The sequence below is a fragment of the Hyphomicrobium sp. genome, from assembly GCF_036262015.1.
In the GTDB taxonomy this organism is placed as follows: Bacteria; Pseudomonadota; Alphaproteobacteria; order Rhizobiales; family Hyphomicrobiaceae; genus Hyphomicrobium_C.
Window position 1 is genome coordinate 185,266 of record NZ_DATAJR010000006.1, and the last position, 12,854, is coordinate 198,119.

Sequence of the window (12,854 nt, forward strand, 5' to 3'; positions counted from 1 at the left end):
ATGCTCGGAAAACTCACCACAAGGTGGAGCTTCCCCTTGAAAAGGCGGCCCTGATCGGGGCAAGTTGTGCGTCGCACGCCATCTTTCCCTTCCCTGACGAAAGCTGAGCCTAAAGCCCTCCGATCGTCGGAGGATCGATGGCGCACCTTCAGTCCCACCTGCGATCCGCCTCGGCGTCAGGATCGCGAACGTCGAGGCTACCGATGCGGCTTGTGATCGAACGCGGTGAACTTCTGAGGGCGCTCGGCCATGTGACGAGCGTCGTCGAGCGTCGCACCACGATTCCCATACTCTCCAACGTTCTGCTCAAAGCCTCGGGGCAGTCACTCGAGTTGAAGGCCACCGATCTCGAGCGTGAAGTGATCGAAGAGGTTCGTGCCGAAGTTGGGGCGCCGGGCGCAGTGACCGTGCCCGCACACATCCTGCACGACATCGTTCGCAAGCTGCCGGAAGGCAGCCAAGTCGACATCCGCCGCGATGCTGAGAAGGAGCGGGTCACCTTGGCTGCGGGGCAGGCGCGCTTTGCCCTGCAGACGCTCGGCCCCGAGGATTTCCCGGATCTCAACGCCGGCGATCTCGGCCATTCGTTCGAGGTTGCCGCAAAGGATCTGAAGCGCCTGATCGACAAGACGCGCTTCGCCATTTCGACCGAAGAGACCCGCTATTATCTCAACGGCATCTTCTTCCACATTGCCGATGGCGGTAAGGGCTCGATGCTGCGCGCGGTCGCGACCGACGGCCATCGCCTGGCGCAGGCCGAGTTACCGCGCCCGCCCGGCTCCGAAGGTATGCCGGGCGTGATCATTCCAAGGAAGACGGTGCACGAGCTGCAGCGTCTGATCGAAGAAAGCGCCGAGACCGTGAATGTTGCGGTCTCCGCTTCGAAAGTCCGCTTCGAAATCGGCTCGGTGACGCTGACGTCGAAACTTATCGACGGCACCTTCCCAGACTATGGCCGCGTTATTCCGCAAGGCAACGACAAGGAGCTGCGGGTCGCCAACGCCGATTTCATGAGCGCCGTCGACCGCGTTTCCACCATCGCCAGCGAGCGTGGCCGTGCCGTCAAGCTCAATCTCGCCAAGGGCAAGCTTGTCCTTTCGGTCAACAACCCGGAAGGCGGCAGCGCAACGGAAGAGATCGACGTCAACTATACGGCGGCTCCTCTCGAGATCGGCTTCAACGCGCGCTACCTGCTCGATATCGCAGGTCAGCTCGAAGGCGAGGAAGCGCGCTTCCTTCTCGCTGATCCCGGCTCGCCGACCATGATCCGCGGTGCCGAGGACCAGACGGCGCTCTACGTCCTGATGCCGATGCGTGTCTAGGCTTGTCGCCGACAGTCGAACATGAAGCTCCCGGAGAGCGGACGCCTTCCGCCCGCCTCTGGGTCGAGCGGCTTTCGCTGACGGGCTTCCGCAACTACGCGTCACTGACACTCGAATTGGCGCCGGAGCCAGTCGTGCTGACCGGGCCGAATGGGTCCGGCAAGACGAATATCCTCGAAGCGGTTTCGCTGCTGGCGCCCGGCCAAGGTCTTCGGCAGGCGCCGTTTCCGGATCTCGCCCGCGCCGGTGGGGACGGAAGCTGGTCCGTGTCGGCACGGGTGCACACGGGTTTCGGCCCCGTAACGATCGGGACCGGACAGGCGGCGTCCGACCGCCAGGGTGAGCGCGCATCCGGAAGGCTCGTGCGCATCGATGGCGAAGCCAAAAACGGCTCGGGCGCTCTCGCCGACTACGTCGAGCTGGTCGGGATCACGCCGGCAACTGACGGTCTTTTTACCGGCCCCGCGTCCGAGCGCCGCCGCTTTCTCGATCGCCTGATCGTTTGCTTCGATTCCGGCCACCGTACCCGCGCGGGCCGCTTCGAGCGCGCGATGGCACAGCGCAACCGTTTGTTGTCCGACGGCGTCACACGCGGAGCGCAGCTCGACGGGCTCGAGCTGATGATGGCGGAGATGGGCGTGGCCATGGCCGCGGCCCGCGCCGAAGCCGTCGCCGCGCTGACGGCTGTTGTTCAAGCGCGGCGAGAGCGAGATCCGGAGAGTCTATTTCCGTGGAGCGACGTGCGGCTGGAAGGAGCGATCGATCAGGAGATTGTCCAGCGGCCTGCCGTAGACGTCGAAGACAGCTATGCCCGCCTCCTGCGGGAGGTGCGCGAACGAGATCGCGCGGTTGGCCGAGCGCTCGACGGTCCTCACCGCAGCGACCTCGCCGTATTCCATGGGCCGAAGGCAACCGCTGCGCGGCATTCTTCGACAGGCGAGCAGAAAGCATTGCTCATCGGGCTATTGCTCGCGCATGCCGAGCTGGTGGCCGCGCGCCGCGACGGGATGGCGCCACTGCTCTTGCTCGACGAAGTCACGGCCCATCTCGACACGGATCGTCGCGCGGCGCTGTTCGGAGAATTGGTGCGCCTCGGCACCCAGGCGTGGATGACGGGTACGGACCAAGAGGCGTTCGCGAGCCTTGCCGGAAAGGCTCAATTTTGGCGCCTCGAACAGGGCAATTTGGCTCGCTCCAGCTAGATCGAGGACGGCCTCTTTCGGACTTGCGGACGCACCCTCGCAATGAGCTGAATTTATTGACAATTTAGCCGGGGGTGACGGCGTCGCAAAAGTGCTTTTTTGGCCCGTTTTGCAAAGCGATATGCTAGAGTTCGCACCATTCAGGAGCAACCTTGCGACAGGCACCGAATGAGCGCTGAGCCCGCCAAGAAAATTCCCGCGCCCGAGGACTACGGCGCCGACAGCATCAAGATGCTGAAGGGCCTCGAAGCCGTCCGCAAACGCCCAGGCATGTACATTGGCGACACCGACGACGGGTCGGGTCTGCATCACATGATCTACGAGGTCGTCGACAACGCCATCGACGAGGTGCTGGCCGGACACGCGAAGGTTTGCGAAGTCGCGCTGAACCCTGACGGGTCGTGCACGGTGCGCGACGACGGCCGTGGCATTCCGACCGGCATCAAGCAGGACGACGACCAGGAGCCCAAGCGCTCGGCAGCCGAGATCGTCTTCACGGAGCTGCACGCGGGCGGTAAGTTCGATCAGAATTCCTACAAGGTCTCCGGCGGCCTGCACGGTGTCGGCGTGTCCGTCGTCAACGCGCTCTCGACGTGGCTCCGCGCGCGCATCTGGCGCGACGGCAAGGAGCATGTCATCGAGTTTCGCGATGGCGTGGCCGCTGCCCCGCTCAAAGTTGTCGGTGACGGCAAGGGCAATCGTGGCACGGAGGTTACGTTCCTGCCGAGCCCCAACACGTTCACGAAAGTCGAGTTCGACTACGCGACACTCGAACATCGCTTGCGCGAGCTGGCGTTCCTGAACTCGGGCGCGAAGGTCGTTCTGACCGATGCCCGCCACGCCGACATCAAGCGGGAGGAATTCCTGTATGACGGCGGCACAGCCGCGTTCGTGCGCTTCCTCGATCGCTCGAAACAGGCTCTGATATCTGAGCCGATCATGGTCCGTGCAGACAAGGATCGCGTCGGCGTGGAGGTCGCGTTGTGGTGGAACGATAGCTACCACGAGAACGTGCTCTGCTTCACGAACAACATTCCACAGCGCGACGGTGGCACCCATCTCGCCGGCTTCCGCGCGGCACTCACCCGCGTCATCAACAAATACGCTGGCGATAGCGGCATCGCGAAGAAGGAGAAGGTCGACCTTTCCGGCGAAGACTCACGCGAAGGTCTGACGTGCGTCCTGTCCGTGAAGGTGCCGGACCCGAAGTTCTCGAGCCAGACGAAAGACAAGCTGGTCTCCTCGGAAGTGAAGCCGGTGGTCGAGAGCGTGGTGTTCGAAGAGCTCATGGCTTGGTTCGAGGAGCACCCGAAGGAAGCCAAGGCCATCGTCGGCAAGATCGTCGAGGCGGCGCTTGCCCGTGAGGCCGCGCGCAAGGCGCGCGAGCTGACGCGGAGAAAAAGCGCGCTTGACGGCCTCCGTCTGCCGGGCGGCCTCGCTGAATGCCAGGACCGCGATCCCGCCAATACCGAACTGTTCATCGTCGAGGGTGACTCGGCCGGCGGCTCCGCGAAGCAGGGACGCAAGCGCGAGTATCAAGCCGTGCTCCCGATCCGCGGTAAGATCCTGAACGTCGAGCGCGCGCGTATCGACAAGATGCTGTCCTCCGAGCAGGTGACCAACATCATCGGCGCGCTCGGCACGAGCATCCGCGACGACTTCGACATTTCGAAGCTGCGCTATCACAAGATCATCATCATGACGGACGCCGACGTCGACGGCGCCCACATTCGCACGCTGCTGCTGACGTTCTTCTATCGCCAGATGCACGATCTGGTGGAGAAGGGGCACGTCTATATCGCGCAGCCGCCGCTCTACAAGGTGAGCCGCGGAAAGAGTGGGACCTATCTCAAGGATCAGCGCGCGCTCGAAGACTACCTGATCGACAGCGGGCTTGAGGATACGGTGCTCGTCGCTGGCGGGGCTGAGCGTGCGGGCAAGGATCTGCGCGACATCGTCGATCAGGCCCGCGGTATTGTCGGCCTCATCGACCAGCTCCATTCGCGTTACTCGCGTCTGGTTGTGGAGCAGGCCGCCATCGCGGGGGCATTCGATCCTTCGCTCCTTCAATCGGCCAACTCGGCGAATGCCGCCGCGGCAACTGTTGCGGCGCGCTTGAACGAGGTGGCGGAAGAAACCGAGAAGGGCTGGTCGGGGAGCTTCGGCAACGATGGCTTCCTTTTCCGCCGCGAAGTTCGCGGCGTGACCGAAGCCCATGCGCTTGATCGCGCGTTGCTGGCCTCGCTCGATTCCCGCCGCTTGAACGAAAAGGCCAAGCATCTGGCGGAAGTCTATGGGCTGGGTACGAAGCTGCGCCGCAAGGCCGAGACACTGACAGTGCTCGGTCCGCGCACGCTGCTGAACGCGATCTATGAGCACGGTCGGAAGGGTCTTAGCCTCCAGCGCTACAAAGGCTTGGGCGAGATGAACCCGGAACAGCTCTGGGAGACGACGCTCGATCGCGATGCCCGCACGTTGCTCCAGGTCAAGATCGGCGATGTGTCCGAGGTGGACGAGATCTTCTCCAAGCTCATGGGCGACGTCGTCGAACCGCGCCGCGAGTTCATTCAGGAAAACGCGCTGACGGTCGCCAACCTCGACGTTTGATCGCTCGCGCAATCTGCGCCTTGCAGGGAATTAGGTGGGGGCCGGCGTCTCGTCGCCTCCACATCGTCGTCCGCAGGAGCCAGAAGCAATCAACTCTCGGGCAGGCCACTTGAACGCGGGCTGCGGCTGCGCCACGGTGCCGTATCGCCGCGAGGATCACCGCTAAATGTCGTCGCTCCCTCCGTCCGAAACGCCACGCCCCTTCGATGCTATCATGCTGTCGGTGGGCGATGAGCATTGGATCTACGTCGAGGAAGTGGGGACGCGCGGCGGCGTTCCCGCGCTCTTTCTGCACGGCGGGCCGGGCAGCGGATCGCAGCACAGCCACCGCCTGCTGTTCGAGCCTGATCGCTTCCATGCCGTGCTGTTCGACCAGCGTGGCGCGGGGCGCAGCCATCCGTATCTCGCCACGCACGCCAACACGACCCAGAACCTCGTCGCCGATATCGAGCGCGTTCGCGAGCACATGGGCTTCGACAAGATGCTGATCGTTGGTGGCTCCTGGGGCTCAACGCTCGCGCTCGCCTATGCGGTGACGCATCCGGAGCGCGTACTAGGGTTAGTCCTTCGGGCCGTCTTCCTGGGCTCCGACGCGGAGGTTGACTGGGCGTTCCGGCGCGCACCGATGGAGCTGCGGCCGGATCTCTACGACGGTTTCGTCGCCCCCCTCCCGGAGGAGGAGCGCGCCGACCCGCTGAAAGCCTACGTCAGGCGTCTCACGAGCCCCGATCCAGCTCTCCGCGATCCAGCCGCGCGTCACTGGTTCCAGTTCGAACGCGCTCTCTCGGAGCTTACGCCCTCGACACAGATTTTGCCCGCTGCCTTCCTCACGGCGGGCCGCGTGCCGCCGACGCCGATCATCGAGGCCCATTACATCGCCAATAGCTTTTTTCTGAAACCGAACGAGCTTCTTGACGGCGCATCTCGTCTCGGCTCCATTCCGGGCGTCATCGTGCAAGGTCGCTACGACCTGCTCTGCCCGCCCCGCGCCGCCTTCGAACTGGCCAAGCGCTGGCCGGGAAGCCGGCTCGAAGTCATCCCGAGCGCCGGCCACGCCATGAGCGAGAGCGGTGTCTTCGACGCCATGAAGCGCGCCATCGACAAATTCGCAGGCAAATAGAGAGCCCCCGAGCCGAAGATGTCCGTCACCGTCACTGCGTTTTACAAGTTCGTCTCCATCGAGGATCAGGCCACACTCCGCGAGAGCCTGTTTGCGCACGCCGATGATCTTGGCATCAAGGGCACGATCCTGATCGCCCCAGAAGGCATCAACGCGACCATCGCCGGTCCTGACGTCGGCATTCGCGCGTTTCTCGCCACGCTTCGCTCCGATCCACGTTTCGTGGATCTTGTGAGCAAAGAGTCTTATGCAGACGGTATTCCGTTTGGCCGCTTGAAGGTGAGGCTCAAGCGCGAGATTGTGACCCTGCGCCAGCCGGACGCCGATCCGTCTCGCCACGTCGGCATCTACGTGAAGCCGGAAGAGTGGAACGCGCTGATTTCTGACCCCGAGGTGATCGTGCTCGATACGCGCAACGCCTACGAGGTCGCCATCGGCACGTTCAAGGACGCGGTCGATCCAGACACGCGATCGTTCAGCGAGTTCCCGGCCTACGTTGCTGCCAATCTCGATCCCGCCAAGCACAAGCGCGTTGCGATGTTCTGCACCGGTGGCATTCGCTGCGAGAAGGCATCGTCATACATGCTGACGCAGGGCTTTCCCGAGGTCTATCACCTCGAAGGCGGCATCCTGAAATACCTGGAAACGATCCCGCCGGAAGAGAGCCTCTGGCAAGGCGAATGCTTCGTCTTCGACGAGCGCGTCGCGCTGGAGCACGGCGTCAAGCAAGGCTCGCACGTCATGTGCCAGACGTGCGGCTTCCCCGTGGCCGAGGAAGCGCCACAGTGCCCCAACTGCTCAGTCGGTGACGAGCTTTAGCCCGGCAATGGAACAGATGAGCAGGCCCAGAAAGAACATGCGCCAGAAGGTAACCGGCTCATCGAAGTAGAGGGCGCCTATGATAACAGTGCCAACCGCTCCGAGTCCGCCCCAGGCCGCATACGCGGTTCCAAGCGGTATTGTTGCCGTCGACTTCGCGACGCACGCGAAGCTGACCGCGGCAAGCGCAAGCACCAGCGCGGTAGGCCAGAATTTGGTGAATCCGTCCGTGTAGCGGATTGCGGTCGTGAAGCCGACCTCCAGGATGCTGGCGAAAAGCAGATAGATCCAGCTCAAGCAGAACTCCGTGCAAGCTATGTGTGTGTCGTCCGGTCTTGCTTCCTGCTCCGGCGGCCGGACACGAGAAGCTCTTCGAAGAAGCGAACAAGAGCGTCGATTGCGAGCAACATGGTGCCCTCCATCGATTTGTATGTGAGAGCACCGTGCGCCCTGGCGGAGCCGGAAACAAACGGCATTGCTTTACATATCATGTAAGTTTTTATTACATGACTGCATGGCGCGAAACCTGCCCTCTCTGAATGCCCTGAAAGCCTTTGAAGCTGCAGCGCGACACGCGAGCTTCACGCTGGCCGCCGCTGAGCTGAACGTCACCCACGCTGCCATCAGCCGTCATGTTCGCGAACTCGAAGGCTGGCTTGGAACGAAGCTCTTTCTGCGCACGGGCCGTGGCGTCGAATTGACGGAACGCGGTAAGGACTACGTGGCAGACGTCACGCGCGGCTTCGATGTGCTCGCAGCGGCAACGGACCGGATTTCGAGCCGCCGCCGCCGCAGGCGACAGCAACTCGTCGTCAGCGTCGAACCATCATTCGCCGCGTTGTGGCTGGTCCCTCGTCTTGGCCGCTTCACGGCCGCGAATGCGGAAACCGAGCTGGTGCTCGACTCGACGAACAGGCTTGCGGACTTTGCACGCAACGAAGCCGATGTCGGCATCAGATACGGCCGCGGTGCTTGGAATGGTGTCGCGTCGGAACTGCTCACCAAGACCAATATGACGCCCGTCGCGAGCCCCGCCCTGTTGCGCGACAAAGGCATCCGTAGTCCGGCGGATCTCAGCCCGGGACTTCTCCTGCAGGAAGAAACCCGTCGCTATTGGTCGGAATGGCTGAACGCGGCGGGACTGGCGGATCGCGTGGTGCCCGAGGGCGCGACATTGGGACTTCACCTCACGATTCCGGCTGCCGAGGCTGGCCAGGGGTTCGCACTCGCCGATGAAGTAATCGCAGGAGACGCGCTCGTCGGCGGCCGCCTCGTGCGCCCGTTCGCAGTCGCCATTCAATCTTACGGCTACTATTTCGTCCGCGGGTCCGATCGCAAGGAGAACAAGGCGATGACCGCGTTTCGTCTCTGGCTCAAGACGGAAATCGCACACACCCTGGACGCCGTGCAAAAGGCCGTGCCCGAAGCAGCGTCTACTCGTCCTCGCCGAGCCAAATAACGCGATAGCGAATTTCGTAGGCATCCGCATCCGTGGCGAGCCGCGGATGATCCGTACCGTTCCCCACGTTCGACACGGGCTCCCAATCGCGGAACGCGCGATCATGACCAGGGCGCGCGCTGAGCCTCAGCACGAAAATATGCTCCGGCGTGCCCGGAATTTTGAGTTCGAGGATGCGCCAGGACGAACGATAGGCCAGCTCCACGTCGCCGGACAGGACGATGCGGTCGCCGTCACGCAGCTGAGTTGCAGCGAGAGTGGCCGGCATCGTGTTCCGCTCGGTAAAGAGGGAGACGTCGAGACCTGTTGCCGATGGCGTGACGCCGGATGGCAGACGGATCTCGAACGCAAGCCGCGGCGAAGCTCCGTTCGGATTGAGGATCGGGCTATACCAATAGAGAACGCCGATTACGGCGGCGGCCAGACCGCAGAGGGCAGCGAGAACCACTGGAACACGCAAAGCGAGCGCTTTGCCGCCGACGGCCTGCCCCGTGCGAAGGCGCAACGCCAGCCAAACGCCGGTGACAAGCCCCACCAGTCCGCCCATCGGCCCGAAGAAGAAGATCGAGCCCATCGCACGCGCGCCTTCGAAGTCCGAGATGCCGTAATAACCCGACAGAAGGAGAGCGGATGCCGCTGATGCGATCCACCCCAGGACAGCGCCGATGAGGCCGCCGAGAATGGCGATGGAGGTTGTCATGGAAAATCCGGGGAAGAAGGAGGACCGCCCAGAAGTGGCGGCCCACCGTTATAGCCGCGGAGCCTGAGGGATCGCCAGTTCCATACGGAACAGGGAACCGCGGGCGTCGCTGCGCTCACTTGCACCGGCTTGGCTCGGGGAAAGCGATCTCGGCAATCGGTCAGAGAATGAACTTGGAGAGATCCGTGTTCTTTGCGAGTTCACCCACGCGCGTGGTCACATAGGCCGCATCGATCGAGACGGCCTCGCCGCTGCGATCGGAAGCCTCGAACGAAATCTCGTCGAGCACGCGCTCCATCACGGTTTGCAAGCGCCGTGCACCGATGTTTTCGACCGTCGAATTGACGAGCACCGCTGCGTTCGCGATCGCATCGATTGCGTCTTCCGTGAACGAGAGATTGAGGCCCTCGGTCTGCATCAGCGCCACGTACTGCTTGATGAGGCTCGCTTCGGGCTCCGTCAGAATGCGGCGGAAGTCTTCGCGCGAGAGCGCCTTCAGCTCAACGCGGATCGGCAGCCGGCCCTGCAGCTCCGGCAGGAGATCGGCAGGCTTCGCGATGTGGAACGCCCCTGACGCGATGAACAGTACGTGATCGGTTTTCACCGGACCGTACTTGGTCGAGACGCTGGTGCCTTCGATCAGCGGCAGCAGATCGCGCTGCACGCCTTCGCGCGAAACTTCCGCGCCCGCACGTCCACCCTCGCCGCGTGAGCAGATCTTGTCGATCTCATCGAGGAATACGATGCCGTTGTTCTCCACGGCACGGATCGCCTCGCTCGTGATCTGATCGTTGTCGATGAGCTTGTCGCTCTCTTCCGCGATGAGAAGCGTGTAGCTGTCCTTGACGGTAACGCGCCGCGGCTTCGTACGCCCGCCCATCATCTTGCCGAAGATGTCGCCGAGGTTCACGGCTCCGATCGAGCTTCCGGGCATGCCCGGGATGTCGAGCATCGGCATGGCACCACCCGTATCGGCAACCTGGACCTCGATAGCCTTGTCATTGAGTTCGTTCGCGCGGAGCCGCTTGCGGAAGCTTTCGCGTGTGCTGGGAGACGCCGTGGATCCGACCAACGCATCGAGCACGCGCTCCTCCGCGTTCTTTTCGGCCTGCGCGCGCACCTCCTTGCGCTTGGTTTCGCGCACGAGCGCAATGCCGACCTCGAGTAGATCGCGGATGATGCTGTCCACGTCGCGGCCCACGTAGCCGACTTCTGTGAACTTCGTCGCTTCCACCTTCAGGAAGGGGGCATTGGCGAGCTTCGCGAGGCGCCGCGCGATCTCCGTCTTGCCGACACCCGTCGGCCCGATCATGAGAATGTTCTTCGGCAGCACTTCGTCCTTGAGCGGCCCTTCGATCTGCTGACGCCGCCAGCGGTTGCGCAACGCGATGGCGACGGCGCGCTTCGCATCGCCTTGCCCCACGATGTAGCGATCGAGCTCGGAAACGATTTCACGCGGTGAGAACGTGGTCATGGGAGTATCCGTCAAGAAGCGGGAGGAACGGCGTGCCGCAGCGATCCGAGCGGCAACAGCGGAAGAACGGTGCGGCGTAGGTAACGCCAGCCGGCGGAAAGGCCAAGGACGACGATGGCCAGACCAAGAAGGGTCAAGGAAAGTCCCATGCCCTCCGCGACACTCTGCGAAAGCAGGTAGCCGATGGCAATGCCCGCGTAAGTGAGCCCCGAGACCAGGAGCGCGCGTCTGTCGATGACGAGCGCAACAATGCCGAGCAAGGCAAACACGACGAGCACGGCGAAGGCCTGCCCGGTGCCAAGTGCGCTGACAGGACCGGCAACGAGCGGAATGACCGCGTGCACGATCATCGGTGCGGCGAGCAGATGCAGCCAGAAGGCGACGTCCGAGCGCCGGGTGAGGCGCCGCGTGTCGCTGGCGTCGGTGCGCACCGCGGATGCAAACAGGAGGAGGCCCAACACGGCAGCCAGCGCGCTTCCGTTGTCGAGGATCCAATCAGGGGCGATCACGCCGATCCCGTTGTAGACGGCGTACGTCAGGCCGCCTGCGGCAATCGCCACGTCGATCGGCACGCGAAAGCGCCAGTGATGGGCCACGCCTCCTGCCAGGACACCCAGCGAAAACAGCGGTATCCAAAGCCGAAAGCCTCGATCGTCGGCCCAGTCTGCCCCACTTGGCAGCAGCGCGGCAAACGAAGTGGCGAGAAAGCCGGTCGCGCCGGCGAACATCAGAGCCAACGTGATCGATGGCAGTGCGAGACGCATGCGCCGCGAGAAGAACTCCGAAAGTCCCCATGCCGAGATCATGGCCAGCACGGCGAGCCCCGGCCGGAAGTCGAGCACGCTGGCAAGCCCGAAAAAAGCCGCCACGAGCAGAAGGACGCCGATGGTGACAAAGACATCATTGAAGCCGCCGATCAGCCGGAACTTTTCGTCGTCGGGATCGGGCAACCCATCGTTGACCGAAGCTGGCGCGAGATCTTTTCGCGCCAGATCGCGCAAGCGCACCGCCTGGTCACCCGTGAGAATGCCCTGCGCCACGGCTGCTTCGATGTGCTCGTCCCGGATCATGTTGTCTCCATTGGTCCTCTGGACTGGCTACTCAGTGACGAGCTTCAACCCTGCAATCGATCCGATCAGCGTTGCCAGGAACACGAGCCGCCATGTCGTGGCGGGCTCGTCGAAATAAAAGATGCCGACGAATACGGTGCCGAGTGCACCGATCCCGCCCCAGGCGGCATAGGCCGTTCCGAGAGGAATTGTCTCCGAGGCTTTCGCGACAAGAAGGATGCTGATCGCCGCGAGAAGCAAAACGGCGGCACTTGGCCAAAAACGTGTGAACCCGCCCGTGAAGCGAATTGCGGTCGTGAATGCAATCTCGAAGGCGCCTGCCAGCGCGAGAAGAAACCAAGCCATTAAGTATTCCTCAGGAGATCCTCAACGCCATCGCTATGTCGACGACGGGAGGCTTTCGACGACAAAATTGGTGTTCGTGTAGACGCAGATCTCTCCGGCTATGGCCATCGCCCGCCGGGCGATGGTTTCCGCGTCGAGCGGCTGATCGAGCAACGCCCGTGCCGCGGCCAACGCATACATGCCGCCGGAGCCGATGCCCATCACATGGTGCTCGGGCTCGAGTACGTCGCCCGTGCCCGTCAGCACGAGCGTCACGTCCGCGTCCGCGACAATCATCATGGCCTCGAGACGGCGCAAAAAGCGGTCGGTGCGCCAGTCCTTCGCGAGCTCGACGGCCGCGCGCATGAGCTGCCCCGGGTACTGCTCGAGTTTGGCTTCCAGCCGCTCGAACAGCGTGAATGCATCAGCCGTTGCCCCGGCAAAGCCTGCGACAACGCCGCCTTTACCAAGCTGGCGCACCTTGCGCGCATTGGCCTTGATAATGGTGGCCCCGAGGCTCACCTGCCCGTCGCCGGCGATGACCACGCGGCCGTTTTTGCGCACGGTCAGAATGGTCGTCGCGTGCCAGGAGGAGGTGCCGTCGGTCGAATTGTTCGGGGTCTGAGCCATAAATCTGTGCCACGAAATCGAAGAATTGGCCCCGGGACCCGCCCGGGGCGCTCTGGAAGCGAGCCCCTGAAGCTGATAAACGCTTGGGTTCGTTAAGGCAATAATGGCAGGGTGCCGCGCACCCGTG

The 12,854-nt window shown here is 63.1% G+C and carries 12 protein-coding genes; 6 read left to right on the forward strand and 6 right to left on the reverse strand.

Annotation, left to right across the window (positions count from 1 at the left end; all coding sequences use genetic code 11):
- Positions 1-203 precede the first annotated feature (203 nt).
- From dnaN to VHO05_RS06460, 5 genes are all read left to right on the forward strand, one after another.
- On the forward strand, positions 204-1,322 hold the full coding sequence (gene dnaN / locus VHO05_RS06440) for a DNA polymerase III subunit beta (RefSeq protein WP_329645771.1): 1,119 nt from the start codon (positions 204-206) through the stop codon (positions 1,320-1,322).
- A gap of 2 nt (positions 1,323-1,324) precedes the next feature.
- The gene (gene recF / locus VHO05_RS06445; RefSeq protein ID WP_329645772.1) at positions 1,325-2,524 is read left to right on the forward strand and encodes a DNA replication/repair protein RecF; all 1,200 of its coding nucleotides are present in this window, start codon (positions 1,325-1,327) and stop codon (positions 2,522-2,524) included.
- Positions 2,525-2,692: 168 nt separating this feature from the next.
- Complete coding sequence (gene gyrB, locus VHO05_RS06450; RefSeq protein WP_329645773.1) at positions 2,693-5,131, forward strand: DNA topoisomerase (ATP-hydrolyzing) subunit B; 2,439 nt, start codon at positions 2,693-2,695, stop codon at positions 5,129-5,131.
- A gap of 166 nt (positions 5,132-5,297) precedes the next feature.
- Complete coding sequence (gene pip / locus VHO05_RS06455; RefSeq protein WP_329645774.1) at positions 5,298-6,251, forward strand: prolyl aminopeptidase; 954 nt, start codon at positions 5,298-5,300, stop codon at positions 6,249-6,251.
- 18 nt (positions 6,252-6,269) lie between these two features.
- On the forward strand, positions 6,270-7,070 hold the full coding sequence (locus VHO05_RS06460; RefSeq protein WP_329645775.1) for a rhodanese-related sulfurtransferase: 801 nt from the start codon (positions 6,270-6,272) through the stop codon (positions 7,068-7,070).
- Here VHO05_RS06460 and VHO05_RS06465 read toward each other — a convergent pair.
- On the reverse strand, positions 7,050-7,367 hold the full coding sequence (locus VHO05_RS06465) for a multidrug efflux SMR transporter (protein ID WP_329645776.1): 318 nt from the start codon (positions 7,365-7,367) through the stop codon (positions 7,050-7,052). The two genes, VHO05_RS06460 and VHO05_RS06465, sit on opposite strands and share 21 nt — an antisense overlap.
- 217 nt (positions 7,368-7,584) lie before the next feature.
- Between VHO05_RS06465 and gcvA the strand changes: the two genes are divergently transcribed.
- Positions 7,585-8,529 (forward strand): transcriptional regulator GcvA, encoded by a 945-nt coding sequence (gene gcvA / locus VHO05_RS06470; protein ID WP_329645777.1) that lies wholly within the window; start codon positions 7,585-7,587, stop codon positions 8,527-8,529.
- Here the strand turns inward: gcvA and VHO05_RS06475 are convergent.
- The 5 genes from VHO05_RS06475 to hslV form a co-directional block, all read right to left on the reverse strand.
- The gene (locus VHO05_RS06475) at positions 8,504-9,229 is read right to left on the reverse strand and encodes a hypothetical protein (protein ID WP_329645778.1); all 726 of its coding nucleotides are present in this window, start codon (positions 9,227-9,229) and stop codon (positions 8,504-8,506) included. The two genes, gcvA and VHO05_RS06475, sit on opposite strands and share 26 nt — an antisense overlap.
- Positions 9,230-9,389: 160 nt before the next feature.
- Complete coding sequence (hslU, locus tag VHO05_RS06480; RefSeq protein ID WP_329645779.1) at positions 9,390-10,703, reverse strand: ATP-dependent protease ATPase subunit HslU; 1,314 nt, start codon at positions 10,701-10,703, stop codon at positions 9,390-9,392.
- Positions 10,704-10,714: 11 nt separating this feature from the next.
- Positions 10,715-11,773 carry a hypothetical protein gene (locus VHO05_RS06485; protein WP_329645780.1) on the reverse strand — a complete coding sequence of 353 codons (1,059 nt, stop codon included), beginning with the start codon at positions 11,771-11,773 and terminating at the stop codon, positions 10,715-10,717.
- Between the two features lie 27 nt (positions 11,774-11,800).
- Positions 11,801-12,118, reverse strand: coding sequence for a multidrug efflux SMR transporter (locus tag VHO05_RS06490; protein ID WP_329645781.1), 318 nt, complete (start codon positions 12,116-12,118; stop codon positions 11,801-11,803).
- A 33-nt stretch (positions 12,119-12,151) separates the two neighbouring features.
- The gene (hslV, locus tag VHO05_RS06495; protein WP_329645782.1) at positions 12,152-12,727 is read right to left on the reverse strand and encodes an ATP-dependent protease subunit HslV; all 576 of its coding nucleotides are present in this window, start codon (positions 12,725-12,727) and stop codon (positions 12,152-12,154) included.
- Positions 12,728-12,854 lie beyond the last annotated feature (127 nt).